The sequence below is a fragment of the Pseudomonas sp. KK18 genome, assembly GCF_037094675.1.
Classification (GTDB): Bacteria; Pseudomonadota; Gammaproteobacteria; order Pseudomonadales; family Pseudomonadaceae; genus Aquipseudomonas.
Genome location: NZ_CP146605.1, coordinates 610999 through 637434, shown reverse-complemented (window position 1 = coordinate 637434; position 26436 = coordinate 610999). Strand labels below are relative to the sequence as shown.

Sequence of the window (26436 nt, the reverse complement as noted above, 5' to 3'; positions counted from 1 at the left end):
GTCCTCATTCGCGCAAACTTGGTGCCGGCAGTGGCCGGCAGGAAAACTCAAGAAGCCAGTGGCGATACTTGCCAAAGCCCGTTCTGCTGAATCAATTGCCGGTCGCAGTCCGCTTCACGGGCGGCGGCCAATGGCTGCCCAGGCAAGGCCTGGACCACACGCTGACCCTCACTGCGCAACTGGCAAACCTGCTGCCAGAGTGCTGCGTCCGTACTGTCGGGCATCCAGATACCGCCAGACGGCAGTTCGACCTCAGCACGCCCCAGGGTCACCAGGGTTTTCAAATCGGTGGAAAAACCGGTCGCCGGACGAGCGCGACCGAAGTCGGCGCCGATATCGTCGTAACGACCGCCCTGGGCGATGGCCTGGCCAACACCCGGGACAAACACCGCAAACACCACACCGGTGTGGTAGTGGTAGCCGCGCAACTCACCCAAATCAAAATACAGCGGCAACTGCGGGAAGCGCGCAGACAACTGCTCGGCAATCGCCAGCACATCGTCCAGGGCCGCCAATACATCAGCCGGCGCATTCGCCAGGCGATCACGGGCGGCGGTCAGTACTTCACGGCCGCCACACAGATCCACCAGCGCACGCAGCATGCCGGCCAGGTCGGCAGGCACGCCCGCCGTCAGGGCAATCACTTCATCGATGGCCTTGCGCTGCAAGGCATCGAACAACTGTTGTTCCACTTCACCCGACAAGCCGGCCGCACGGGCCAGGCCGCGGTAGATACCGACATGCCCAAGGTCCATGTGCACATCCGGCACATCGGCCAATTGCAGCATGGCCAGCATCAGGCTGATGACTTCCACGTCGCTGCTCGGGCTCGCATCGCCGTACAACTCGGCGCCCAACTGGATCGGGCTACGGGAAGACGACAAGGCACGCGGCTGAGCATGCAGCACGCTGCCGGCGTAGCACAGGCGGCTTGGCCCTTCGCGACGCAGGGTGTGCGCATCAATGCGCGCGACTTGCGGCGTGATGTCGGCACGAAAGCCCATTTGCCGGCCCGATTGCGGGTCGATGACCTTGAAGGTGCGCAGATCCAGGTCCTGGCCCGCGCCGGTCAGCAGGGATTCCAGGTACTCGATATGCGGAGTCACGACAAACTCGTAACCCCAGCTCTGGAACAGATCCAACACCTGGCGGCGCGCGATTTCAATGCGCGCAGCTTCTGGTGGCAGTACTTCTTCGATGCCATCTGGCAGCAGCCAGCGGTCTACCGTTGCCATTACGCCATTCCCCTATGATCCGGGCGGCCAGCCCTCGGGCGAGCCTTGAGTGAAGCAGAAAATACCCGGCCCCTGCATAAACCACGCGCAAGAGCGACGTGACGAACGACCAACAATCGGCCTCGTCGGGCACTTTCCTCGAAAAACCTGTGGCGCCTGCGGAGCAAAACCACAATCAAACATGCAGACGCAAAAAAGCCGGGAATTTCCCGGCTGCCGCATCATACACCCGTTTTCTGAAAGGATCACCCCGCCCGGCATTTTAGCCGCCCGACGGAGCGATTCTCAGACTACATGCGGGTTACTTGGACTTTTCCAGGTAGCGGAAGAAATCGCTACTTGGGTCCAGCACCATGACGTCGGTTTTGTTCGCAAAGCTTTCACGGTAGGCGCGCAGGCTACGGTAGAACGCGTAGAACTCCTGGTCCTGGCCATAGGCCTTGGCGTAGATCGAAGCGGCTTGAGCATCACCATCACCACGGGCCTCTTCAGACTCGCGATAGGCTTCAGCCAACAGTACGCGACGCTGACGGTCGGCATCCGCGCGGATCCCTTCTGCCAGTTCGTTACCCTTGGCGCGGTGCTCACGAGCCTCGCGCTCACGCTCGGTGCTCATACGCTCGAACACGCTGCGGTTCACTTCCTTCGGAAGGTCGATGGCCTTGACCCGAACATCGATCACCTCGATGCCCAGCTCTTTTTCCGCCATCGCATTCAACGAACGCGTGATGTCCGCCATCAGCGCGTCACGTTCACCGGATACCACCTCGTGCAGGGTGCGCTTACCAAACTGGTCACGCAGGCCCGATTCCAGACGGCGCGACAAACGCTCGTCGGCAATCTGCTTGAGGCCGGAGGTCGCGGTGTAGAAGCGCTCGGCATCCTTGACGCGCCACTTGGCGTAGGCGTCAACCATCACGGCTTTCTTTTCCAGGGTCAGGAAGCGCTGTGTCGGTGCATCCAGGGTCATCAGGCGGCCGTCGAACTTGCGCACCTGGTTGACGTAGGGGACTTTCACATGCAGGCCCGGCTGGACATCCGCCTGGACCACGCGACCGAATTGCAGCAACACCGCGCGCTCGGTCTGAGACACGATATAGAAGCAGTTCCAGGCAGCGATGACCACGACGACGCCCACAATCAGGGCGGTCAGCGATTTATTGCTCATCAACGACTCTCCCTGGTACGTGTTTGCTGTTGCAGCAGGTCAGCGGCCGCACGGGCGCTCGCTTCGTTGGCAGCAGCATTGGAACCGGCAGCCGGTGCGCTGGTGCTGCTACGACCACCTTCGATCATCTTGTCCAGCGGCAGGTACAGCAGATTGTTCTGCCCGCCCTTGCTGCCGGTCACGAGAACCTTGCTGGTGTTGCTGAAGACTTCCTGCATGGTGTCCAGGTACAGACGCTCACGGGTGACTTCCGGTGCCTTGCGGTACTCGGCCACCAGCTTGGTGAAACGATCTGCCTCACCCTTGGCGCGGGAGACCACTTCGTCGCGGTAACCGTTGGCATCCTCAAGGATGCGCTGGGCCTGGCCACGGGCTTCCGGCACAACGCCGTTGGCGTAGGTTTCAGCCTGGTTGCGCGAACGCTGCTCGTCTTCACGGGCACGGATCACGTCATCGAAGGCTTCCTGCACTTCACGCGGTGCCGCTGCGCTCTGTACGTTGACCTGGGTCACGGTGATACCGGTGCGGTACGTGTCGAGGAACCGTTGCAGGCGCTCCTTGATTTCGCTGGCCATCAATTCACGGCCTTCAGTCAGCACCTGGTCCATTGCGGTGGAACCCACCACGTGGCGCAGGGCGCTTTCGGTCGCATGTTGCAGGCTGATCTCCGGCTGGTCGACGTTCAGCACGAAGTCCTGCAGGTTGCTGATCTTGTACTGCACGGTCAGCGGCACTTCGACGATGTTCTCGTCTTCGGTCAGCATCTGGCCCTGCTTGGTGTAGGCACGCTCACGCGTGACGTTTTCCATGTACTTCTTGTCGATCGGCGGGAAGTAGATGTTCAGGCCAGGGCCGACAGTCTCGTAGTACTTGCCGAAGCGCAGCACCACGGCTTGCTCCTGCTCGTCCACCACATAGACGGCGCTGTACAGCCAGACGGCCGCCAGCACGACGAGGCCGATGCCGAGCAGGCCGTAACCACCGCCCTTGCTCGTACGACCGCCTTCGTCACCACCACGTTTTTTTCCACCACCGAACAACCCATTCAGGCTTTCCTGCAGCTTTCGGAAGGCCTCGTCGAGATCTGGTGGCCCCTTGCGGTCGCCATTATTGCGGCGTTTACCACCCCAAGGATCCTGATTATTCGAGTTGCCACCCGGCTCATTCCAAGCCATAGCGCTCTCCATCTGATAAAGCAAAGACGCACCCACGGCGCGCCGACCAATGCTACAGAATGCCTGTCACAGCGGCACAACCGCTTTCTCAGGCTTTTATTGCAAAGTGTGTTGTTCGATGAACTCTGTCGGCACAACGCCTTCACGGCTGACCAGCCGATTCAGCTCCGAGCGCGGCAATCGAACGGCCAGCAAGCTGACACCTTCTTCGTCGTGTTCTTCTTTCTGTACCGCGCCCAGCTCGAAAAACTGTGCACGCAGTCGAGCAAAACGCTGCGGCAAGCGCAAGGTGCCGACGAACAAATCGCTGCCCAACAGCTCGGCAATGGCTTGTTCAAGCAATTCCAGGCCACTGCCATCACGCGCCGACAGCCAGACCCGCTGGGGCTTGCCGTTTTCGTCGCGCTGGATTTGTGGCTCAACGCCTTCAAGCAAATCGAGTTTGTTATAGACCTCGAGGATCGGCAAGTCCTGGGCACCAATCTCGCCCAGCACCACCATGACCTGTTCAATCTGCAACATGCGATCCGGTTCGGCCGCATCGATCACGTGCAACAGCAGGTCGGAATTGCTCGACTCTTCGAGCGTAGACCGAAATGCCTCGACCAGCTTGTGGGGCAAGTGACGAATGAAACCCACGGTATCGGCCAGGACAATCGGCCCCAGGTCGTCCAGTTCCAGTCGGCGCAAGGTCGGGTCGAGGGTCGCGAACAGTTGGTCGGCCGCGTACACGTCCGATTTCGTCACGTTGTTGAAGAGTGTGGATTTGCCGGCGTTGGTATAGCCCACCAGGGAAACGGTCGGGATATCCGCACGCATACGGCCACGTCGCGATTGTTCGCGCTGGCTGCGCACCTTCTCCAGGCGGCCCTTGATCTGTCGCAGGCGCACCCGCAGCAGACGCCGGTCGGTTTCCAGCTGGGTTTCACCCGGGCCGCGCATGCCGATGCCGCCACCCTGGCGCTCAAGGTGAGTCCAGCCACGCACCAGCCGGGTGCTCATGTGGTCAAGCTGGGCCAGTTCTACCTGGAGCTTGCCTTCATGGGTACGGGCGCGTTGAGCGAAAATATCGAGAATCAGACCCGTGCGGTCGATCACGCGACACTCGAAAACTCGTTCGAGGTTACGTTCCTGACTGGGCGTGAGGATGTGATTGAAAATCACCAGATCGGCCTTTTCGGCGTGGACCAGGTCGCGCAGTTCCTCGACCTTGCCGCTGCCGATCAGGAATTTGGCGGTTGGCCGATGACGCGGCACGTTAAAAAACGCGACGGTCTCGGCGCCGGCCGAATTTGCCAACTCCTGAAACTCCTGCGGATCTTCGCGCGCCTCAGGGTCCTGTCCATCCAAGTGAACGAGGATTACTCGCTCACCACCACCGTGGCGCTCAAAGAACAAAGGAGACTCCTATCAGGCGTTACCTGGTGCAGGCTCGGCGTCACCCTGTTCTTCGGTTGCGCTAGGCAGACGAATTGGACGAACCGGCACTACGGTCGAGATAGCGTGCTTGTAAACCATTTGGCTTACGGTGTTTTTCAGCAGGATCACGAACTGGTCGAACGACTCGATCGTACCTTGCAGCTTGATACCGTTGACCAGATAGATGGAAACCCCAACTTTCTCTTTACGTAAAGTATTCAAGTAAGGGTCTTGTAGCGAATGCCCTTTTGACATGTGCCGCACTCCTTTAAGGATCAATAATAAAAATCGGAAAATAGATAGCTCATGGCCGTCACACCCCCAAGGATAGACGGCAATTGCAAGGACTCAGCTCAATATGGAGACCGTTCCCAAGTATTTCAAGGCGCGTGACAGATTGTCGCTGTCCAGGCTGTCCAGCCAGTGCAAATCGCTCCAACTGCGCAACCAGGTGAACTGACGCTTCGCCAATTGGCGCGTGGCAATGATGCCGCGCTCCTGCATTTCGGCTGACGTCAGCTTGCCATCCAGATGATCCCAGACTTGGCGGTAGCCTACAGCACGTATCGAAGGCAGCCCTGGATGCAGGTCACCTCTTGAACGCAGTGCTACGACCTCCTCCACAAACCCCTGTTCCAACATAATTGTGAATCTTTGTGCAATTCGTTCATGCAGCACCTGGCGATCCGTCGGAGCGATGGCCAGATTCGCCACAGTATAGGGCAATTGTGAGTGTCCCGAGGCGCCTGCTTCAGCACTTTGCGCAGTTTGTTTCAGCCTGTGTTCTGTCATGGTCTGGCCACTGACCCGCCAGACTTCCAACGCTCGCGTCAGGCGCTGGGGGTCATTGGGATGAATTCGCGCGGCGGAAACCGGATCCACAATGGCCAACTGATCGTGCAAGGCCTGCCAGCCAAGGCGCGCAGCCTCTTCTTCAAGTTCGGCGCGCACCTGTGGATCAGCTGGCGGCATATCAGCCAGACCTTCCTGCAAGGCCTTGTAGTAGAGCATCGTGCCGCCGACCAGCAGCGGAATCTTGCCCCGCGCGGTGATATCGGCCATGGCGGCCAGCGCATCGATGCGAAAATCCGCCGCCGAATAGCTCTCGCTGGGATCAATAATGTCGATCAACCGGTGCGGATACTGGGCCAGCAGCTCTTTTGAAGGTTTGGCAGTGCCGATGTCCATGTCCCGGTAAACCAGTGCAGAGTCGACACTGATCAACTCGCACGGCAAGACCTTGGTCAGCTCGATGGCCAGGTCGGTCTTGCCGGCGGCCGTCGGGCCCATCAGGAAGATGGCGGGGGGCAAGGCACTCATCAACGGCCGCGCAAGAACAGTTTGTCCAGGTCGTCCAGGCCCATCTGGGTCCAGGTCGGGCGGCCATGGTTGCACTGGCCGCTGCGCTCGGTGTTTTCCATGTCCCGCAGCAGGCCGTTCATTTCCGGCAAGGCCAGCCGGCGGTTGGCGCGGATGGCGCCGTGACAGGCCATGGTGCCGAGCAGTTCATTGATGTGGGCCTGGATCCGGTCACTGGTGCCGTATTCCATCAGGTCTGCCAGTACGTCGGCCACCAGCCGGTTGGCCTCTGCCTGCTTGAGCAAAGCCGGAATCTGGCGGATAGCGAGGGTTTCCGGCCCCAGGCGTTGCAGCTCAAAGCCCAGCTTCTGGAACACGCTGATGTGCTCTTCGGCGCAATCCGCTTCCCGCTGGCTGACCGCCAGGGATTCCGGCACCAGCAGCGGCTGGCCGCTCAGGCCTTCGCTGGCCATGGCGATCTTCAGGCGCTCGTACATGATCCGCTCGTGGGCGGCGTGCATGTCCACCAACACCAGGCCATGGGCGTTTTCCGCAAGAATATAAATACCCTTGAGCTGTGCCAGCGCGTAACCCAACGGCGGCACGTCGCCCTGGCCTTCCGGCAACGCGGCAGCACCTGGCTCGGCGCCGGGCAGCGGCGCGAAAAACTCGCGATAGGCCGCCTGGGCCTCGGCCACCGGCACCGCCGATTGCGGACGCGGGGTGTACTGGTATTGATAACCGGCGCCGGCGCCTGAACCAGGTGCGGTAAAGCTCGGCTGGGCTTGCGGCGATTGCAGCAGGTTGGCCGCCAGGCTCATTTCGCCCTGGGGCCCGAACTCGCCGGCTTCCGGCCCTGAAGGACGGACAACAGCCGTGACAATCGGCGCCGCCAGGTGATCATCTGGCCGCACATCGCCCAAGGCGCGGTGCAGGGTGCCGTAAAGAAAGTCGTGGACCATGCGACCGTCACGGAAGCGCACTTCGTGCTTGGTCGGGTGCACGTTGACGTCGACCACCGACGGGTCGACCTCGAAAAACAGCACAAACGTCGGATGCCGCCCGTTGAACAGCACGTCGCGATACGCCTGGCGCACCGCGTGGGCCACCAGCTTGTCGCGCACCGCCCGGCCATTCACGAAGAAATACTGCATGTCCGCCTGGCTACGGGAGAAAGTCGGCAAACCCACCCAACCCCACAGCCGCAGGCCATTGCGCTCGATCTCGATCGGCAGCGCCTGCTCCAGGAACCCCGCGCCGCAGATGGCCGAGACACGCCGCGCACGGGCCGCATCATCATGGGCCTCGTGCAGGCTGAGGATGGTCTTGCCGTTGTGGCGCAGGTGGAAAGCCACATCAAACCGCGCCAGGGCCAGGCGCTTGATGACTTCCTGCAGGTGATCGAATTCGGTTTTTTCGGCCTTGAGGAATTTACGCCGGGCCGGGGTATTGAAGAACAGGTCGCGTACTTCCACCGAGGTGCCCACCGGATGTGCCGCCGGCTGGACCCGGGGCGCCATGTCGCGGCCTTCGGTTTCAACCTGCCAGGCCTGGTCGGCGTCGCGGGTGCGGGAAGTCAGGGTCAGGCGAGCCACGGAGCTGATGGAGGCCAGGGCCTCACCACGAAACCCGAGGCTCATCACCCGCTCCAGGTCTTCCAGGTCACGAATCTTGCTGGTGGCGTGACGGGCCAGGGCCAGCGGCAGGTCATCGGAGGAAATCCCGCTGCCGTCGTCGCGCACTCGCAGCAGCTTGACGCCGCCTTGCTCAACATCGACATCAATGCGCCTGGCACCGGAGTCGATACTGTTTTCCAGCAACTCCTTGATCACCGACGCTGGCCGCTCGACCACCTCACCCGCCGCGATCTGGTTGGCGAGACGCGGGCTTAGCAGCTCGATGCGCGAGGTATTGCTCAAGACTGTTTCGCTCATTATTGCGCCGCCAGTTCAGTGCCCGGGATGGTCAACACCTGGCCGACCTTCAATTCATCGGTCTTGAGGTTGTTGGCACTGCGCAAGGTTGCCGCTGACACCTGGAAGCGCACCGCCAGCATCGCCAGGGTGTCGCCCGGCTGCACGCGATGGTCACGCGGGCCCTGGGCGATTTTCCCGGAGTCACGCAGCCAGGCTATATAAGTGCCCGGCGGCGGGTTCTGCTGGAAGAACTGGCGAACACCGGCGCTGATGGAGCGCGCCAACGCCTGCTGGTGGCTGGCCGAGGCCAGTTTCGAGGCTTCGTTTGAGTTGGAGATAAACCCGGTTTCCACCAGGATCGACGGAATATCCGGCGACTTGAGCACCATGAACCCGGCCTGTTCCACGCGCTGTTTGTGCAGCGAGGTGACGCGACCAATGTTGCTCAGGACTTTCTGCCCCACGTTCAGGCTGGAGGTCAGCGAGGCAGTCATCGACAGATCGAGCAATACGCCAGCGAGCATCTTGTCCTTGTCGTCGAGGGATACGTTGCCAGCCCCGCCGATCAAGTCGGAACGGTTTTCACTGTCCGCCAGCCAGCGGGCGGTCTCGGACGTAGCGCCGCGATCAGACAGGGCAAACACCGAGGCACCAAACGCCGCGGCCGAAGGTGCGGCGTCGGCGTGGATCGAGACGAACAGGTCGGCGCCCTTCTTGCGGGCGATTTCGGTACGGCCACGCAGCGGAATAAAGTAGTCGCCGGTCCGGGTCAGCTCGGCGCGGTAGCCTTTCATGCCATTGATCTGGCGCTGCAGTTCGCGAGCGATGGCCAGTACCACGTCTTTTTCATGCTGGCCGCGCGAACCGGAGGCTCCCGGGTCTTCGCCGCCGTGACCGGCATCGATAACCACAATAATGTCACGCTTGCCCGCAGGAGCCGGTGGCAACGGCGGCAATTTGACCTGGGGTTGCGACTGGTTGACCGGCACCGCAGGTATCGTCGCGACGCTTGGAGTTGGCGCAGGCGGCGGCGCGGCATCGGCGGCGTTGTCGAACAGGTCGACCACCAGCCGGTTGCCATACTGTGCGTTGGGCGCCAGCACGAAGCTTTTCGGGGTCACGGCCTTTTTCAGGTCGATGACCACCCGCAGGTCGGTCGGCGTACGCTGGGCCGAGCGCATCGCGGTAATCGGGGTATTGGCCATGGCGACTTTCAACGGCGCGGCCAGGGTCGCACCGTTGATATCAATCACCAGGCGATCAGGCGCCGTGAGGGTGAAGACGCTGTGCTGAACCGGGCCAGACAGGTCGAATACCAGTCGCGTGTTATCCGGTGCCCGCCACAGGCGAACACTTTTCACCTGTGAGGCCGCCAGTGCATTGAAAGTCATTGCCGCAAGCAACACCCCTACGACAGTAACCAACGCGCGAAAGCGCATACCTAACCCCATCAATTATTTGAATTCCAATGCCAAGGCGGCGCACCACGACTCGCCGCGCGCGCTCTGGGACAACAACTTCAGCTGACGTCCTTGCTTATGCGGGGTAATGGTAATGGTCAGGTCCGGCTTTGGCAAAAAGCCTGTGCCTTTATCTGGCCACTCGATCAGGCACAAGGCGTCCTCATCGAAGTAATCACGAATGCCCATGTATTCCAGTTCTTCCGGGTCCACCAGGCGATACAGGTCGAAGTGGAACGCTCGTACGTCACCGATTTCGTAGGGTTCTACCAAGGTGAACGTAGGGCTTTTCACAGCACCCGCGTGCCCCAACCCGCGAATGATGCCCCGGGACAAGGTGGTTTTTCCGGCGCCGAGATCGCCTTCCAGAAAGATCAGCCCTGAGCCTTGAGTGACCCGGGCAATACGGTTGCCCAAGGCGACCATGGCGTCTTCATCAGGCAGGAAAAGAACTACTTCAGACACGGCGATTGCTCCTCCAGCAACTGACGAATGGCAGGAATCAGGTCACTGGCGGCCAGCCCGCGACCGTAGGTACCCTGGCGATCTCCGGCAGTGGCATGCAGCCAGACCGCCAGGCAGGCGGCATCAAATGCCGGCATGCCTTGCGCCAGCAAAGCACCGACCAGGCCGGCCAACACATCGCCCAGGCCAGCGGTTGCCATTGCAGGATGGCCCTGATCGCAGCGGGCAACCCGACCGTCCGGGCTGGCGATCAAGCTGCCGGCACCCTTGAGGATCGCCACCGCATTGAATTTCTGACTCAAGGCGCGCGCCACGTTAAGGCGGTCGGCCTGAACCTCGGCTGTCGAAATACCCATCAAGCGGGCCGCTTCGCCAGGATGCGGAGTGATCACGCAATTGGCCGGCAGGCTGACGCTGCCCGCCGCCAGCAGGTTCAAGGCATCGGCGTCCCAGACTTGCGGCTGCCTGGCATTGGCCGCTACCGACAGCAGGCTTTTGCCCCAGGAGACCTCGCCCAGGCCCGGGCCGATGACGATCACGGAAATCTTTTCCAGCAGGCCCATCAATTGATTGGCCGAGTGCACGCCCACCGTCATCACTTCCGGCAACCGCGCCATCGCCGCACCGACGTGTTCGCTACGGGTCGCCAGGGAAACCATGCCGGCACCACTGCGCAGGGCACTTTCAGCACTGAGCAAGGAGGCGCCGCCAAAACCGCGGTCGCCGCCGATCAGCAATACATGGCCGAACTGGCCTTTATGGGCGTCCGGGGAACGCGCAGCGAGTTGCGGCAATTGGCCGGGCAACAGGTGCTGAACGTCGGGTATTTCGTGTTTTGTCTGCGGCATGCGTCTTCAAGCTCTGATGTCTGGCAGAATTATACGCATCTAACCTGCGGTTTCTCTTGTTCATGCCTGCTATTACCTACGACCTGCCCGCCCTCGCCCAATCGATCAAAGACTGGGGCCGCGAGCTGGGCTTTCAACAAGTGGGCATCAGCGGCCTCGACCTCGCCGAGCATGAACAGCACCTGCAACGCTGGCTCGACGCCGGCTACCACGGCGAAATGGACTACATGGGCGCCCACGGCAGCAAGCGCTCACACCCGGAGGAGCTGGTACCCGGCACCTTGCGCGTGGTCTCACTGCGCATGGACTACTTGCCGGGCGACACCCAAATGGCCCAACTGCTGGCCAAACCCGAAAAAGCCTACATCTCCCGCTACGCCCTGGGCCGCGACTACCACAAGCTGATCCGCAAGCGCGTGCAGCAACTGGCCGACCGCATCCAGGCGCAAATCGGCCCGTTCGGCTTCCGCGCCTTTGTCGACAGCGCCCCCGTGCTGGAAAAAGCCATCGCCGAGCAGGCCGGGCTGGGCTGGATCGGCAAGAACACCCTGGTACTCAATCGCAAGGCGGGCAGTTACTTCTTCCTGAGCGAGCTGTTTGTCGACCTGCCGTTGCCGGTCGACCCACCCCACGCCACCGAACATTGTGGCCGCTGCACCGCCTGCCTGGATATCTGTCCTACCAATGCCTTCGTCGGGCCCTACGTGCTGGACGCCCGGCGCTGCATTTCCTACCTGACCATCGAGCTGAAAAGCGCGATCCCCGAAGAACTGCGCCCACTGATCGGCAATCGGGTATTCGGCTGCGATGACTGTCAGATCGTTTGCCCGTGGAATCGTTTCGCGCGGCCTACCGACGAAGGCGATTTCAAGCCACGGCACAACCTGGATAACGCAGAGCTCGCCGAGTTGTTTATGTGGGACGAGGACAAATTCCTCAGCAGCACCGAAGGTTCTCCCCTGCGCCGCGCCGGCTATGAGCGCTGGCTGCGCAACCTGGCGGTGGGCCTGGGCAATGCGCCATCAAGCATTCCGGTGCTGGAAGCGCTGAAGGCGCGTCGGGAATACCCCTCGGAACTGGTGCGCGAACATGTGGAATGGGCGCTGAACCAGCACGCCGAACGTCAGTGCACGTCGTCGTTGTAGACGAACTTGGGCATTTCCCAGTGAAAACGGATCGCCAGCAGGCGCAATAGAAAGCCGCTGAACAGCGTCAGCAGGATCGATTGCTCACTTGGCAGCTCAAGGTAGATGCACAGCATGTAGAACCAGGCGGCCAGGAACGACACGCTGGCGTACAGCTCGCGGCGGAAGATCAACGGAATGTCGTTGCAGAAGATATCCCGCAGGATGCCGCCGAATACCCCGGTGATCACACCGCTGACTGACGCCACCAGCATGCCGTGGCCCATTTCCAGGGCGGTCATGCTGCCGATCAGGGTGAAGGCCACCAGGCCCACGGCGTCCAACGCGAGGAACAGCGACCGCAGGTGGCGCATCAATGGAGCGATGAAGATGGTCACCAGGGCCGCGACGGAGGTCAGCACCAGGTACTCCGGGTGTTTGACCCAGGTCAGCGGGTAGTGGCCGAGCAACACGTCACGCACCGAACCGCCGCCCAGCGCCGTCACGCAGGCGATCAGCACCACACCGAACCAGTCCATCCCGCGCCGCCCGGCGGACAAGGCACCCGTCATGGCTTCGGCGGTGATGGCGATGAGGTAGAGCATCAGCAGCATGATGGCGATCCTTGCAAAGAGGCGCGCAGTCTAATCATTTGGTGATGGCACCAAAAGGGGGCGAGCGCTGAAGAGCTTAAAGCTCTTGCTGATGTGGCGAGAGAGCTTGCTCCCGTTGGACTGCGCAGCAGTCCCATTTTTCAGGGCCGCTTCGCAGCCCAGCGGGAGCAAGCTCCCTCGCCACAAAAACGCCTCACCACAACTCAAGTCAGAACTTGATGAAATGCTTGCGGTAATGCTGCAGCTCGGCAATCGACTCGCGGATATCGTCCAGTGCCAGGTGGGTGCTGCCCTTGTGGAAGCTGTCTTTGACTTCCGGCGCCCAGCGCGCGGCCAGCTCCTTCAAGGTCGACACGTCCAGGTTGCGGTAGTGGAAGTAGCTTTCCAGCGCCTTCATGTGGGTATAGAGAAAGCGGCGGTCCTGGCAAATGCTGTTGCCGCAGATTGGCGACTTGCCCTTGGGTACCCACTTTTCCAGGAAGGCGATGGTTTCGGCTTCAGCCTCAGCCATGCTCACGCGGCTGTCGCGCACACGCTGGGTCAGGCCCGAGTTGCCGTGGGTGCGGGTGTTCCACTCGTCCATGGTGGCCAGCACCGCGTCGCTGTGGTGAATGGCGATCACCGGACCTTCGGCCAAGGTGTTGAGGTTGCTGTCGGTGACAATGGTCGCCATCTCGATGATGACGTCGGTGTCAGGGTTCAGACCGGTCATTTCCAGATCGATCCAAATCAGGTTCTGTGGGTTTTGCATGTCGTGGTTCCTTGGCACCTTGGCGTAGCTGCGCAGTTTAGCAGGCAGGGCGTGCTAGACTCGCGACCGTTTCACCTAACCTTTGCATTATCGACACGGAACACCAATGGCCAAACGCCAGCTCAACCGTCGCCAAAACTGGCGCATCGAAAAGATTCAGGGCGAACGCGCTGCCCGCGCCGCCAAACGTGAATCCTCCGCCGTGGAAGCGCTTGAGGGCGGCGACCTGGGCCCCGAGCAAACGGGCCTGGTGATCGCGCACTTCGGTGTGCAGGTCGAAGTCGAGGCCACCGAAGGCGATCACGCCGGCCAGGTGTTCCGTTGCCACCTGCGCGCCAACCTGCCTGCGCTGGTGACCGGCGACAAGGTGGTATGGCGTGCCGGCAACCAGGGCATCGGCGTGATCGTCGCCCAGTTGCCGCGCACCACCGAACTGCGTCGCCCCGACAGCCGTGGCCAGCTCAAGCCGGTAGCGGCCAACGTCGACATGATCGTCATTGTCTTCGCGCCACTGCCTGAGCCCCATGCCAACCTGATCGACCGCTACCTGGTAGCCGCCGAACACGCCGGCATTCGCCCGCTGTTGCTGCTGAACAAATTCGACCTGATCGACGAACAGAACGCCCCGGCGCTCAACGCGTTGCTGGCGGTGTACCGCACCCTCGGCTACCCGGTGCTGGAAGTCTCGGCGCATCACGGCAATGGCATGGAACAGTTACAGACTGAACTGGACGGGCGCATCAGCGTGTTCGTCGGCCAGTCGGGTGTGGGCAAGTCGTCCCTGGTCAACAGCCTGTTGCCGGAAGTCGAAACCCGTGTGGGTCCATTGTCGGAGCTGTCCGGCCAGGGCACCCACACCACCACCACCGCGCGATTGTTCCACTTCCCGGGCGGCGGTGAACTGATCGACTCCCCCGGCATCCGTGAATTCGGCCTGGGCCATGTGAGCCGTGCCGATGTTGAAGCGGGCTTTATCGAGTTCAACGACTTGATCGGCACCTGCCGCTTCCGTGACTGCAAACATGACCGCGAGCCAGGTTGCGCCCTGCTCAAGGCACTGGAAGACGGCCGCGTGCAGCAGCAGCGAATGAACAGCTATCGCTCGATCATCGCCAGCTTGCCCGAGACCAGCTATTAACATGTAGGAGCGAGCTTGCTCGCGAAAAGCTTGAGGGCGCCGCGTGCATTCAGAGAGCACGCGTCATCGTTAACGTCCATCGCGAGCAAGCTCGCTCCTACAGGATGTAGCAGATACAAAAAGGCCGCGATCATCGCGGCCTTTTTGTATCTGCTTACGAGCCAGTGGCTGGCTGAGTCGGATCCTTCACACCGCCATCGTCAAACAGGTTCAGCTTCTGCCGCAGCTCATGGGCTGGCAGCGGCTCCTGCTCGGGCGGCAGTGCGTTCGGGTCTGCCGGCACTTCGCCCGGCGCGCCTTCACCCTGGGTCGGTACCGGTGGCGTCGCAGGCGGTTCGCCTTCAATCGCCCGCTGGGCCTTTTTGGTCAGTACGACGATATCGATGCGTCGGTTGATCGGGTTGAACGGATCCTTGGGATCAAACAGCTGCGAGGAAGCAAACCCCACCACCCGTGCCACTTGCGGGTCCGGATAGCTGCCGGCCACCAGTGCACGACGCGCGGCATTGGCCCGGTTGGCCGAGAGCTCCCAGTTGCCGAAGTCGCCCTGGCCTGCATACGGCTTGGCGTCGGTGTGGCCGCTGATGCTGATCTTGTTCGGCACCGCCTTGATGGTGTCGGCCATGGCCAGCAGGATGTCTTCAAAGTACGGCTTCAAGCGTGCACTGCCGGAATCGAACATCGGCCGGTTGGCGGCGTCCGTGATCTGGATGCGCAAGCCATCCGGGGTGATCTCGAAGGAAATCTGGTCCTTGAACTTCAGCAGTTGCGGGTTTTCCTCAACCTTGGTTTGCAGTTCCTGCAGCAGCAATTCCAGGCGTTCCTGCTCGACCTGTTCGGCCATGCTCTCGACGGTGTCGCGCTCGATCGGGATCTTTTCCTGGGGCGAGTCGGTCTTGATTTCCGGGTTGATGGTGCGCTCGGGCGCCAGTTGCGGCGAACCACCGAGGTCGATCACAAAAGGCGTGCCGCTCTCGGAGAAACCGATGGGGTCCTTGAAGTAACCGGCGATGGCGATCTTCTGTTCCGGCGTGGCAGTGGACATCAGCCACAGCACCAGGAAGAACGCCATCATCGCCGTCGCAAAGTCGGCGAAGGCGATTTTCCAGGCGCCGCCATGGTGCCCCGCAGCGAAGCGCTTGACGCGCTTGATGATGATCGGCTGGTTGTTTTCCATGGCTTAGCGACCGCGAACCGCTTGTTCCAGCTCAGCGAAGCTTGGACGGTGCTTCGGATACAGAACCTTGCGCCCGAACTCCACTGCCAACGATGGCGGCATGCCGGAAGCCGAAGCCACCAGGCAGGCCTTGATGGCTTCGTACAGATTCACTTCTTCCTTGGCATCGTGGGCCAGGGACGTGGCCAGCGGGCCGAAGAAACCGTAGGCCGCGAGAATACCGAAGAAGGTACCTACCAGTGCCGCACCTACGTGCATGCCGATGGCTTTCTGGTCGCCTTCACCGAGGGAGGCCATGGTCACCACGATCCCGAGCACCGCGGCAACAATACCGAAACCGGGCATGCCGTCGGCGATGCCGGTCACGGCGTGGGATGGGTGCTCCAGCTCTTCCTTGAGGCTGAACAGTTCCATGTCGAACAGGCCTTCCAGCTCATGGGGCGCCATGTTGCCGGACGACATGATGCGCAGGTAATCACAGATGTAGGCGGTCATGCGCTCGTCTTTGAGCACGGCCGGGTACTTGGCAAAAATCGGGCTCGCCGCGGCGTCCTCGATGTCGCCTTCGATGGCCATCATGCCTTCGCGGCGGCTCTTGTTGAGGATCTCGTAGATCAGCCCCAGCACTTCCAGGTAGAAGGTGTGGGAGAAGCGCGAGCTGAACATGCCCAGCGACTTCTTGATCACGTGCATCGTCATGTAGCCGGGGTTGGCCTGCAGGAATGCGCCGAACGCCGCACCGCCGATAATCAGCACTTCGAAAGGCTGGATCAGCGCCGCAATCTTGCCGTGGGAAAGGACGTATCCGCCGAGCACGCTCGCGATGACGACGATGATGCCGATAATTTTAGCCATAGGGGATGAGTACTTGCGCCGTCGGGTTCAGGGTCATATTCGCAAGAGTTGAAAACTCTTGTTCTACTTATCGGCAAATCTGCGCCAGACTATAGCCCGTTATGGCGAAAAACCAGTTCGGCCCGTCCCGGGCGTGTTGACCGCAAGTGATGATCGCGCCCCAATCATGGCAAATGAAACGACAGTCCCAACTCAAAAACCCGCCACTCTCGCCGCTTGGATAAAGCGCCTGGACGATGTGCTGTTGCCTGTTCCACAGGCGAGCCACGACCGGGTTTGCAAGGCCATCGGCGACAACCGCAGTTCGTTGCGGGATATTGCAGAGCTGATGCAGAACAGCCCGGCGCTGGTGCTGAGCGTGATGCGCGAGGCCAACAACCAGGCCCACGGCAGCCTCGCGGAGCCGGCAGAAAACCTCGAAGTGGCGATCAATCGCCTCGGCCTCAAGCGCACCGAGGAGTTGCTGCGGCGCCTGCCTTCCGTGCCGCTGAATGAAATCCCCGTGGCGCTGCGCCAGCTGCAGATGATCAGCCAGCACGCGTCGCAACAAGCCAGCGGCCTGTTCGCCAGCCGCCTGGCGCGGTTGTGGCAAGACATTCACTGGGGCAGCCTGCTGTTCCTTTCGCCGCTGTGGCCGATGGCGATTGCCTATCCCAAGCTGCTGGAAGAATGGGAGCTGCGGGTGATTCACAAGGGCGAATCGGCCCGCACAGTCGAACAGGAGCTGTTCGGCGTACGCCTGCTGGACCTGTGCCTGGGGTTGACCAACACCTGGCGCCTGCCGATCTGGGTATCCCAGGGTTATACGTTGCTGCTGACGGAACAACGCTTGCTGGTCAAGGCGCTGAGCATTGCCCGTGAAGACGAGCCGTTGCGCCAACAGCAGTTGCTGGATGCCGACCCGAACCTGCGCCGCTGGCTGAACCAGCCGGCCAACACTGTGCTGTTGGCCAACGGCCTGGCGCTGGCGGCGCAGGAGTCCTGGACCTGCCCGCACACCCAGCGCTGGCAATACCTCACTGCGCTTTACCTGCAGCAACCGTTGGCCGAAGTGCAGCAACAGTCCCACCAACACGCGGCGATCAGCGCCCGCAGCACCCTGATGCGCGACCTGTGGCACCCGGCGCTGTCGTTGATCTGGCCATGGGATGTGCAGCGCGTTCACCACGGCTTGCTGCCGGCACCGCCACCCACCGCCGAGTCCCTGGCGATCTGGCGCAAGCGCTGCACCGAATTGCTCGTAGAGCCGAGCCGCTTTGCCAATGCCATGCACCTGACCACCTGCGCCAAGGAAGCCCTCGTGGCCTGCGGCATGCAACGGGTGATGCTGCTGATGGCGGACAAAACCTTGAGCACGCTACGTGTGCATCAAGTCGACGGCCTGCCGAAGGACGCCGACCACATGAGCCTCGACGTGGCGCAAAGCACCCTGCTGCAACGCCTGCTGGCCAAGTCCGCCCAGGTGCGCCTCAACCCCGACAACCACGCCCAGTTCTCGGCACTGCTGCCGCCGGAACTGCGCCGCCTGTTCAAGGGCGAACACCTGCTGCTGCGCTCCCTGAGTTGCAATGGCCGGGTGGTGATGCTGATGGTGGCCGACCAGGGCGGCGGGCCGTTCTCGGAAACCACCGTGCAGGCCTTCGGCAAAACCGCCCAATGCATCGAAAAGGCCCTGCACAGCTTTACCAACCGCAGTGCCTGACGCTTGCGCTACAATCGCCCTCCCTTAGCGCCCAATTTTTATGCCCAGGAGACCTCACATGCCTGACTTCTCTGGCTTGCCGCTGGTCATCGAGGCCAGTGACCTGCTCGGTCGCCTCGATGCCGAACACCTGATCCTGGTGGACCTCACCAGCGCTGCGCGTTACGCCGAAGGGCATATCCCCGGCGCACGTTTCGTTGATCCAAAACGCACTCAACTGGGCCAGCCACCAGCGCCGGGCCTGCTGCCGGGCAAGGCCGATCTTGAAAAGCTGTTCGGCGAACTGGGCCACACCCCGGATGCCACTTACGTGGTGTATGACGACGAAGGCGGTGGCTGGGCCGGGCGATTCATCTGGATGCTCGACGTCATCGGCCACAAGAAATACCACTACCTCGACGGCGGCCTGCTGGCGTGGCTGGAAGAAAAACACCCAGTGTCCACCGAGGTACCGGCCAGCGCCGGCGGCCCGGTCAGCCTGACGTTGCATGAAGAACCCACCGCCACCCGCGAATACCTGCAAAGCCGTCTCGGCGCTGCCGACCTCGGCATCTGGGACGCCCGTGGCCCGCTGGAATACTCCGGCGAGAAAGTCCTCGCGGCCAAGGGTGGACACATCCCGGGCGCGGTGAACTTCGAATGGACCGCCGGCATGGACAAGGCACGCCAACTGCGCATCCGCCGCGACATGCCGCAGATCCTCGAAGACCTCGGGCTGACCCGCGACAAAGAAATCATCACCCACTGCCAGACTCACCACCGTTCTGGCTTCACCTACCTGGTGGCCAAGGCGCTCGGTTATCCACGAGTCAAAGGTTATGCCGGTTCCTGGGGCGAATGGGGCAACCACCCCGACACCCCCGTTGAGATTTAAGGTTTAAGGACAGTTAATGAAAAAGCAGTTGTTCATCCTCAGCCAGTACTTGCTGCCCCACCACCTGCTGTCGCGTCTGGCCGGTTGCATTGCCGAATGCCGCGTGCGCTGGTTCAAGAATGCGTTCACCAGCTGGTTTGCCAAGCGTTATCAAGTGGACATGTCCCAGGCCCTGGTTGAAGACGTGACCGCTTACGAGCACTTCAACGCCTTCTTCACCCGCGCACTGAAAGACGGTGCACGCCCGCTGGATCAGACCCCAGGCGCGGTGTTGAGCCCGGCCGATGGCGCGGTCAGCCAGTTGGGCCCGATTGAACATGGCCGGGTGTTCCAGGCCAAGGGCCACAGCTTCAGCGTGCTGGAATTGCTGGGCGGCGATGCGGCGGTGGCTGCGCCGTTCATGGGCGGCAATTTCGCCACTGTTTACCTGTCGCCGAAGGACTACCACCGGGTGCATATGCCATTGGCCGGCACCCTGCGGGAAATGGTTTATATCCCTGGCCGAATCTTCTCGGTGAACCAGACCACGGCCGAAAATGTGCCGGAACTGTTTGCGCGTAACGAGCGTGTTGCCTGCATTTTCGACACCGAACGTGGCCCGATGGCCGTGGTGCTGGTGGGTGCAATGATCGTGGCGTCGATTGAAACCGTATGGGCCGGCCTGGTTACACCGCCGAAGCGCGAACTGAAAACCTTCCGCTACGACGAAGCTGCCCGCGGGCCGATCCATCTGGAAAAAGGCGCGGAACTGGGACGTTTCAAGCTGGGTTCGACGGCGATCGTGCTGTTTGGGCCGGACCAGGTGACATGGTCGGCAGAAATGCGCGCGGGGACGCCGGTGCAGATGGGCCAGGGCATGGGTTTACCGAAAGCCTGACCTAGCGATCATTCCCACGCTCTGCGTGGGAATGCATCCCGGGACGCTCCGCGTCTCAACCTCAAAATCGGACGCGGAGCGTCCAGGGCGGCGTTCCCACGCAGAGCGTGGGAACGATCTTCAGAGCTGACCGTCGCGGTCGCGAAAGCCCAACAGGTACAACACGCCATCCAGCCCTAAAGTCGAAATCGCCTGCTTGGCCGATTGCTTGACCAGCGGCTTGGCCCGGAACGCCACACCCAACCCGGCAATCGCCAGCATCGGCAAGTCATTTGCCCCGTCGCCGACCGCAATGGTCTGCTCCAGACGCAACCCTTCCTTGTGTGCCAATTCCCGCAACAGGTCAGCCTTACGCTGTGCGTCGACAATCGGCTCCACGGCGACGCCCGTCACCTTGCCGTCCACCACTTCCAGCTCGTTGGCGAACACATAGTCGATACCCAGCTTGGCCTGCAATTGCTTGGCGAAGTAGGTGAAACCGCCCGACAGGATCGCGGTCTTGTAGCCCAGGCGCTTGAGTTCGGCGAACAGGGTTTCGGCGCCTTCGGTCAGTCGCAGGGAGGCACCGATGGAGTCCAGTACGCTCACATCCAGGCCCTTGAGCAGCGCCAGGCGCTCCTTGAAGCTGGCTCGGAAATCCAGCTCACCAGCCATGGCACGCTCGGTAATTTCCGAAACCTGCTCGCCTACACCGGCAGCCTTGGCCAATTCGTCGATGACTTCGGCTTCGATCAGCGTCGAGTCCATGTCGAACACCGCCAGGCGGCGATTGCGGCGGAACAGCGAGTCTTCCTGGAAGGCGATATCGACATTCAGCTCCTGGGCAACGCTCAGGAATTCGGCACGCAGGGCCTGAGGATCTGCCGGCTCACCGCGTACGGAGAACTCAATGCAGCCCTTGCCCTTGTCCGCCGGCGTGTCCAACGGCATACGACCCGACAGACGGTCAATGTGGTCGATATTCAAACCGTACTGAGCCGTGATCGAACTGACACGCTGCAATTGCTCGGCCGTCACCTTGCGGGTCAACAGGGTCACGATGTGGCGTTTTTTGCCCTGGCCGGCCACCCAGCTCTGGTAATCCTCTTCGGACACCGGGGTGAAACGCACCTGCTGATCCAGCTTATACGCCGTAAACAGGATGTCCTTGAGCACGGACGAGGCTTGCTCGGTGCTGGGAATTTCCACCAGGATGCCGAACGACAGCGTGTCGTGAATCACTGCCTGGCCGATGTCGAGAATGTTCACACCACCCTGGGCCAGAACACCGGTAATGGCTGCGGTGAGACCCGGACGGTCCTCACCTGTGATGTTAATCAGGACAATTTCGCGCAAAGCGCACCCCCGAGCTGGAAAAAAACCGCATTCTACCCACTTTCAGTGACCATCGGGCACAGCCAGCGCTTTGCCGGTCTTGGGCCTGTCGCTATACTGCGCGTCAACTTCACGGACTAAAGAGCCGAGCTTAAGTGAACCGGCCCACGCCAGTAAAAACCGATAACTTCTTCCTGCTGATCTTCCGGGCACTGCGCCACCGCCGTGTACCGATCGCATTACGCATCGCCAGCCATAACGTGATCCTGGTCGCCCTGGCCCTGGTCATCTACGCCTGCGTGATGGGTTTGCAGTTCAAGCAGGCCATGCACGAGCAAGCCGACGCTTTGGGCGAGAGCCTGACCACCCAGACCGCCACCTCGGCGACTGAGTTGTTGGTGTCCAACGACATCCTCAGCCTCAACGTGCTGCTCAACAACCTGACCAAGAACCCGCTGGTGGCCCACGCCGCTATCTATAGCGTGGACAACCGGATCATGGCCGAAGCCGGGCAACGCCCGAAAAACGGCCTGCTGGGTGAAGCCGAAGGCCTGTACCAGAGCAATATCACGTTTCAGGACGTGAAGGCCGGCCAACTGCGCATCAGCCTGGACATGCAACAGTTCCAGCAGCCGATGACCATCAGCCTGCAAAGCATGGGTATCTTGAGTGCGATCCTGCTGGCACTGTCCCTGGCCTTGAGCCTGCGCCTGGGCCGGCATATCTCCACGCCACTGATGCAACTGCGCATCTGGCTGCGGGATATCGATGAACACACCCCGGCCACCGACCGCCAGGACGAAATCGGCGACCTCGCCCGCCAACTGCACACCAGCTTCGCGCCGGAGCCCGTAGTGCCCGAGGTTGAACCCGAGCCCGAGTTCGACGACACCGACTACGAAGACGACGAGCCCGAGTTTGAAGTGCGCAACCTGCGGGACCCGAGCTTCGACGAGTCTGCGCCGGTAGCGGCCCAAAAGCCGGCGACCCGTCATGTGATCAAGGCAGAAGAAGACGAACTGGACGAAGAAGACCCGTTCGCCGATCTTCGCGATACTTCAGTGCCAACCGCTCCTGCTGTGCAGCCTGCTCCGGTGCGCAGCACCCAGCCCCAGCACAGCGCCGTATTGGCCGTGCAACTGGGCGCACAGGATCAACTGCGTCGCTTGCCGCGGGCACGCCTGACCGAGCTGCTGGAACGTTATCGTGACTGCCTCGACCAGGCGGCCTCGCTGTATCAGAGCGAACTGCACACCCTGAACGACGGCAGCACCTTGATGCTGTTCCACAGCGAAGACAGCGGCGAAGACTACCTGACCAACGCCATCTGCTGCGGTGAACTGCTGCGGGCCCTGGGCCATGCGCTGCAAATCGAAGTGGCCGACAGCGGCATCACCCTGCAACTGCAATTGGGCTTGACGGTGGGCGACGATCTGTATGGCATGAGCCAGATCGATCTGCTCCTGACCGAGATTGCCCAGGATGCGCTGGCCTTGTCGCAACACAGCCGCAACCTGCTGCTGGTGGAACGCAAGATCAGTGACGACGTGCTGATTCGCCAGCGTGCGCGGATCCGCCCGATTGCCAGCCCTGAAGGTGCGTGCTGTGTGGAGCGGTTGATGGAGCCTTACCCGTCGATGCTTGAGCGCCAGCTGGCGCGGATGCATGAGACGCGGGCGAAGAACTAAAGATCGAGGCAACTCAATGTGGGAGCGGGCTTGCTCGCGAAGGCGGCGGATCAGTCGATACATAGGCTGACTGACAGGCCGCCTTCGCGAGCAAGCCCGCTCCCACATTAGATCTGCGTACCGCTCAAATCCCGCACAAACAAAAGGCCCGCTCATCAGCGGGCCTTTTTGTTGGTCTGTATTCAGGTCAGAACCTGAACACTTCCATATCGGTGCGAATCGGCACGGCCATCGGCATCTTCGGCTTCTCTGGTGCCGCAGCCTTGGGCTGCGCCGGGGCCTGTTTGCGTGGCGCTTCTGCCACCGCTGGCTGATTGGCCAATGGCTTGAGGGCCACCGACAGCTGGTCAGCCAAACGTTGCAGCAACACACCCTGGGCCTGGACCTGGGACGCGGTGCTGCCGCTGTGCTCTTCCTGCAAGTGCACGATGCGGTTATCCCGCACCTGGCCACGACGGTCGATCAAGCGCCATTGCGCGTCGAGGATAGCGGGCTGCGACACGCCCGAGTCCAGTCGCGTAATGGTCAGCAGCACCTGTACGTCCGGGGCAAAACCCAACGGCGCCGGCGCCAATACCACACGCTGGCTGTCCAGGTGGCCAGCCACCTGGCGCAACATCAACTGATTGATGTCGGACGAAAGGCTACCGGCCCAGCGGCCATCGGTGGAACCTTGCAGGCTGCCGTCGTTCTGACGTTGCAGCAGGGTTTCACGTTGCAGATAGTCGGCCACTACAACAGGGCCAAGCAATACAGCCATGCCGGCACTTTGTGCAGGCTGAGCCGGACTTCCACTGTCCAGCTGATACAGCGACACCGGTTGGTGTGTGCTGCAACCCGCCAGGCCCAAAAGGCCAGCGAGCAACAAAAATAAAGGAAGGCGCGGAGCAGTCATCATCCCATCCAGGTGGCTGCCACAAGGCGAACCACAATGTAATACTCAAAAATAACCTGTACGCGCTCAGCCACGCCGGCGCTGGAAAGGCCATATCATCCGTGAATATGCGCCATGACTCCAGCGCGAAAGCGTCGATCTACGGGTTAAATCGTAGATCGGGCGCTCTATATCGCCTTAAACGGGCGTTTCCACCAGTAAAGCGTCCACTCGCTGGAAGCCGCGCGGCAGTTTATTGCCACGACGACCCCGCTCACCCTTGTAGTGCTCGAGGTCGTCAGGGCGCAGTGACAACGTGCGCTTGCCGGCCTGCAACACCAGGGTCGAGCCTTCCGGGATTACGGCGATGTCGGTCACGTACTCTTCGCGACTGGCCACCCGCTCCCCGGGAATACCAATGATCTTGTTGCCCTTGCCTTTGCCCAACTGCGGCAAATCGCTGATCTTGAACACCAGCAGGCGCCCTTCGGTCGTCACCGACGCCAGCCAGTTGCCTTCACGATCTTCCACCGGACGCGGCAGGATCACCTTGGCGTTGTTCGGCAGGCTCAACAACGCCTTGCCCGCCTTGTTCTTGGCCTGCAGGTCTTCACCCTTGACCACGAACCCATAGCCCGCATCGGAAGCGATGACGTACAACGAGTCATCGTCCGGCAGCAGCACGCACTCAAAATTCGCACCCGGCGGCGGTGTCAGGCGTCCGGTCAATGGCTCGCCCTGCCCCCGCGCCGATGGCAAGGTGTGCGCCGGCACCGAGTAACTGCGACCGGTGGAGTCGATAAACACCGCAAACTGGTTGGAACGCCCCGCCGCCGCGGTTTTGAAACCGTCGCCAGCCTTGTAAGACAGGCCGGTGGCGTCAATATCATGCCCTTTGGCTGAGCGAACCCAACCCTTTTCCGACAGAACGACGGTAATTTTCTCGTTGGGCAGCAGCTCGGTTTCGGTCAGGGCCTTGGCTTCGGCGCGCTCGACAATCGGCGAGCGGCGGTCGTCGCCATAGGTTTCGGCGTCCTTGATCAGCTCGGTGCGCACCAGCTTCTTCAGCTTGGCCTCGCTGCCCAGCAGGGCCTGGAGCTTGGCTTGTTCCTTGAGCAGCGCGTCCTGTTCGTCCCGCAGCTTCATCTCTTCCAGTCGCGCCAACTGACGCAGACGGGTGTCGAGGATGTAGTCGGCCTGGATTTCGCTGAGTTCGAAGCGCGCGATCAGCTCGGCCTTCGGGTGCTCGGCGGTACGGATGATATGGATCACTTCATCCAGGTTGAGGTAAGCGATCAGCAAGCCGTCCAACAGGTGCAGGCGGCGTTCGACCTTGTCCAGGCGGAATTGCAGGCGGCGACGCACGGTCTGCACCCGGAATTCCAGCCATTCCACCAGCAAAGCCCGCAGGTTCTTCAACTGCGGCTTGCCGTCCAGGCCAATGATGTTGATGTTGACCCGATAGCTGGACTCCAGCTCGGTGCTGGCGAACAGATGCTGCATCAGCACTTCATGGTCGACCCGGCTGTTGGTCGGGATGATCACGATGCGGCACGGGTTTTCGTGGTCGGACTCGTCACGCAGGTCGGCGACTTGCGGCAGCTTCGACGGCTTGGCCTGCATCAGCGCGGCAATCTGCTCCAGCACCTTGGCCCCGGATACCTGATGCGGCAGCGCGGTGACGATGATGTCGCCGTCTTCGATGTGGTACACGGCGCGCATGCGCACCGAGCCTTTACCGGTCTGGTAGATTTTCAGCAGGTCGGCGCGAGGCGTGATGATTTCTGCTTCGGTCGGGTAATCCGGGCCCTGGATATGCTCGCAGAGCTGTTCGACCGTAGCCTTCGGCTCATCCAGCAGGCGCACGCAGGCGCTGGCCACTTCCCGCAGGTTGTGGGGCGGTACGTCAGTGGCCATGCCCACGGCGATACCCGTGGTGCCATTGAGCAGGATATTCGGCAAACGTGCCGGCAACACCAGCGGCTCGTCGAGGGTGCCGTCAAAGTTCGGGCCCCAGTTGGCCGTGCCCTGGCCCAGTTCGCTCAGCAGCACTTCCGAATACCGCGACAGACGCGCTTCGGTGTAACGCATGGCGGCGAAGGACTTCGGATCATCCGGCGCACCCCAGTTACCTTGGCCGTCCACCAACGTGTAGCGGTAGCTGAACGGCTGGGCCATCAGCACCATGGCTTCGTAGCACGCCGAGTCGCCGTGAGGGTGGAATTTACCGAGCACGTCACCGACGGTACGCGCCGACTTCTTGTGCTTGGAGTCAGCGTCCAGGCCCAACTCACTCATCGCATAGATAATGCGCCGCTGTACGGGCTTCAGGCCGTCGCCGATATGCGGCAAGGCACGGTCCATGATCACGTACATCGAGTAGTTGAGGTAGGCATTTTCGGTGAAGTCAGCCAGCGACCGGCGTTCAACGCCATCTAAGCTGTCTGCAAGGATGTCACTCAT

General features: G+C 61.5%; 23 protein-coding genes and 1 pseudogene. 6 read left to right on the top strand and 18 right to left on the bottom strand.

The features are described 5' to 3' along the window. Positions 1-47: 47 nt before the first annotated feature. From V6607_RS02795 to V6607_RS02750, 10 genes are all read right to left on the bottom strand, one after another. Positions 48-1235 (bottom strand): ATP phosphoribosyltransferase regulatory subunit, encoded by a 1188-nt coding sequence (locus tag V6607_RS02795; protein ID WP_003217507.1) that lies wholly within the window; start codon positions 1233-1235, stop codon positions 48-50. A 301-nt stretch (positions 1236-1536) separates the two neighbouring features. Beyond that, entirely contained in the window at positions 1537-2403 is an 867-nt protein-coding gene (gene hflC, locus V6607_RS02790) for a protease modulator HflC (protein ID WP_003217510.1), read from the bottom strand. Beyond that, the gene (hflK, locus tag V6607_RS02785) at positions 2403-3578 is read right to left on the bottom strand and encodes an FtsH protease activity modulator HflK (protein WP_003217512.1); all 1176 of its coding nucleotides are present in this window, start codon (positions 3576-3578) and stop codon (positions 2403-2405) included. The genes hflC and hflK overlap by 1 nt, the downstream gene beginning before the upstream one ends. A 96-nt stretch (positions 3579-3674) precedes the next feature. Further along, positions 3675-4976, bottom strand: coding sequence for a ribosome rescue GTPase HflX (gene hflX, locus V6607_RS02780; protein WP_003217514.1), 1302 nt, complete (start codon positions 4974-4976; stop codon positions 3675-3677). A gap of 12 nt (positions 4977-4988) precedes the next feature. After that, complete coding sequence (gene hfq / locus V6607_RS02775; protein ID WP_003217515.1) at positions 4989-5252, bottom strand: RNA chaperone Hfq; 264 nt, start codon at positions 5250-5252, stop codon at positions 4989-4991. Between the two features lie 93 nt (positions 5253-5345). After that, positions 5346-6317 (bottom strand): tRNA (adenosine(37)-N6)-dimethylallyltransferase MiaA, encoded by a 972-nt coding sequence (miaA, locus tag V6607_RS02770; RefSeq protein WP_003217518.1) that lies wholly within the window; start codon positions 6315-6317, stop codon positions 5346-5348. After that, positions 6317-8215, bottom strand: a complete 1899-nt coding sequence (gene mutL, locus V6607_RS02765; RefSeq protein WP_008439101.1) for a DNA mismatch repair endonuclease MutL — start codon at positions 8213-8215, stop codon at positions 6317-6319. Before mutL ends, miaA begins: the two co-directional genes overlap by 1 nt. 14 nt (positions 8216-8229) lie before the next feature. Beyond that, a complete protein-coding gene (locus V6607_RS02760; RefSeq protein WP_202948682.1) occupies positions 8230-9663 on the bottom strand; it encodes an N-acetylmuramoyl-L-alanine amidase in 1434 nt (477 codons plus the stop codon). A 3-nt stretch (positions 9664-9666) separates the two neighbouring features. After that, a complete protein-coding gene (gene tsaE, locus V6607_RS02755; RefSeq protein WP_003217524.1) occupies positions 9667-10137 on the bottom strand; it encodes a tRNA (adenosine(37)-N6)-threonylcarbamoyltransferase complex ATPase subunit type 1 TsaE in 471 nt (156 codons plus the stop codon). Continuing rightward, the gene (locus tag V6607_RS02750; RefSeq protein ID WP_134325639.1) at positions 10125-10985 is read right to left on the bottom strand and encodes an NAD(P)H-hydrate dehydratase; all 861 of its coding nucleotides are present in this window, start codon (positions 10983-10985) and stop codon (positions 10125-10127) included. Before V6607_RS02750 ends, tsaE begins: the two co-directional genes overlap by 13 nt. Positions 10986-11047: 62 nt before the next feature. Between V6607_RS02750 and queG the strand changes: the two genes are divergently transcribed. Continuing rightward, positions 11048-12130 carry a tRNA epoxyqueuosine(34) reductase QueG gene (gene queG, locus V6607_RS02745; protein WP_003217527.1) on the top strand — a complete coding sequence of 361 codons (1083 nt, stop codon included), beginning with the start codon at positions 11048-11050 and terminating at the stop codon, positions 12128-12130. Here the strand turns inward: queG and V6607_RS02740 are convergent. Both V6607_RS02740 and orn read right to left on the bottom strand, forming a co-directional pair. Next, entirely contained in the window at positions 12109-12726 is a 618-nt protein-coding gene (locus tag V6607_RS02740) for a trimeric intracellular cation channel family protein (protein ID WP_172834585.1), read from the bottom strand. The two genes, queG and V6607_RS02740, sit on opposite strands and share 22 nt — an antisense overlap. 205 nt (positions 12727-12931) lie before the next feature. Beyond that, positions 12932-13474: an oligoribonuclease gene (gene orn, locus V6607_RS02735; protein WP_003217529.1), complete on the bottom strand. Its 543-nt coding sequence runs from the start codon at positions 13472-13474 to the stop codon at positions 12932-12934. 106 nt (positions 13475-13580) lie between these two features. On the opposite strand from orn, the gene rsgA reads away from it, so the two are divergent. After that, on the top strand, positions 13581-14612 hold the full coding sequence (gene rsgA / locus V6607_RS02730) for a small ribosomal subunit biogenesis GTPase RsgA (RefSeq protein ID WP_003217530.1): 1032 nt from the start codon (positions 13581-13583) through the stop codon (positions 14610-14612). 2 nt (positions 14613-14614) lie between these two features. On the opposite strand, the pseudogene V6607_RS02725 reads toward rsgA, so the two are convergent. The 3 genes and pseudogenes from V6607_RS02725 to motA all read right to left on the bottom strand — a co-directional run. Then, positions 14615-14746, bottom strand: a pseudogene (locus V6607_RS02725) (outer membrane lipoprotein carrier protein LolA); the annotation flags it as partial. A gap of 20 nt (positions 14747-14766) precedes the next feature. Then, positions 14767-15789, bottom strand: coding sequence for a flagellar motor protein MotB (gene motB, locus V6607_RS02720; RefSeq protein WP_134325638.1), 1023 nt, complete (start codon positions 15787-15789; stop codon positions 14767-14769). Positions 15790-15792: 3 nt separating this feature from the next. After that, entirely contained in the window at positions 15793-16644 is an 852-nt protein-coding gene (gene motA, locus V6607_RS02715) for a flagellar motor stator protein MotA (protein ID WP_003217532.1), read from the bottom strand. Positions 16645-16810: 166 nt separating this feature from the next. Between motA and V6607_RS02710 the strand changes: the two genes are divergently transcribed. Genes V6607_RS02710 through asd form a run of 3 tightly spaced genes read left to right on the top strand, consistent with a single transcriptional unit; the run spans position 16811 to position 20097 of the window. After that, a complete protein-coding gene (locus tag V6607_RS02710; RefSeq protein ID WP_003217533.1) occupies positions 16811-18346 on the top strand; it encodes an HDOD domain-containing protein in 1536 nt (511 codons plus the stop codon). A gap of 58 nt (positions 18347-18404) precedes the next feature. After that, positions 18405-19220 carry a rhodanese-like domain-containing protein gene (locus V6607_RS02705; RefSeq protein WP_102367974.1) on the top strand — a complete coding sequence of 272 codons (816 nt, stop codon included), beginning with the start codon at positions 18405-18407 and terminating at the stop codon, positions 19218-19220. 16 nt (positions 19221-19236) lie between these two features. Then, complete coding sequence (asd, locus tag V6607_RS02700; protein ID WP_134325637.1) at positions 19237-20097, top strand: archaetidylserine decarboxylase; 861 nt, start codon at positions 19237-19239, stop codon at positions 20095-20097. A gap of 120 nt (positions 20098-20217) precedes the next feature. On the opposite strand, the gene serB is transcribed toward asd, so the two are convergent. After that, complete coding sequence (serB, locus tag V6607_RS02695; protein ID WP_003217536.1) at positions 20218-21432, bottom strand: phosphoserine phosphatase SerB; 1215 nt, start codon at positions 21430-21432, stop codon at positions 20218-20220. 134 nt (positions 21433-21566) lie between these two features. Here serB and V6607_RS02690 point away from each other — a divergent pair, with 134 nt between their 5' ends. Continuing rightward, complete coding sequence (locus tag V6607_RS02690; RefSeq protein WP_008439111.1) at positions 21567-23099, top strand: AhpA/YtjB family protein; 1533 nt, start codon at positions 21567-21569, stop codon at positions 23097-23099. A 187-nt stretch (positions 23100-23286) separates the two neighbouring features. On the opposite strand, the gene V6607_RS02685 is transcribed toward V6607_RS02690, so the two are convergent. After that, positions 23287-23994 carry an ABC-type transport auxiliary lipoprotein family protein gene (locus V6607_RS02685; RefSeq protein ID WP_003217538.1) on the bottom strand — a complete coding sequence of 236 codons (708 nt, stop codon included), beginning with the start codon at positions 23992-23994 and terminating at the stop codon, positions 23287-23289. Positions 23995-24171: 177 nt separating this feature from the next. After that, a complete protein-coding gene (parC, locus tag V6607_RS02680; protein ID WP_003217539.1) occupies positions 24172-26436 on the bottom strand; it encodes a DNA topoisomerase IV subunit A in 2265 nt (754 codons plus the stop codon).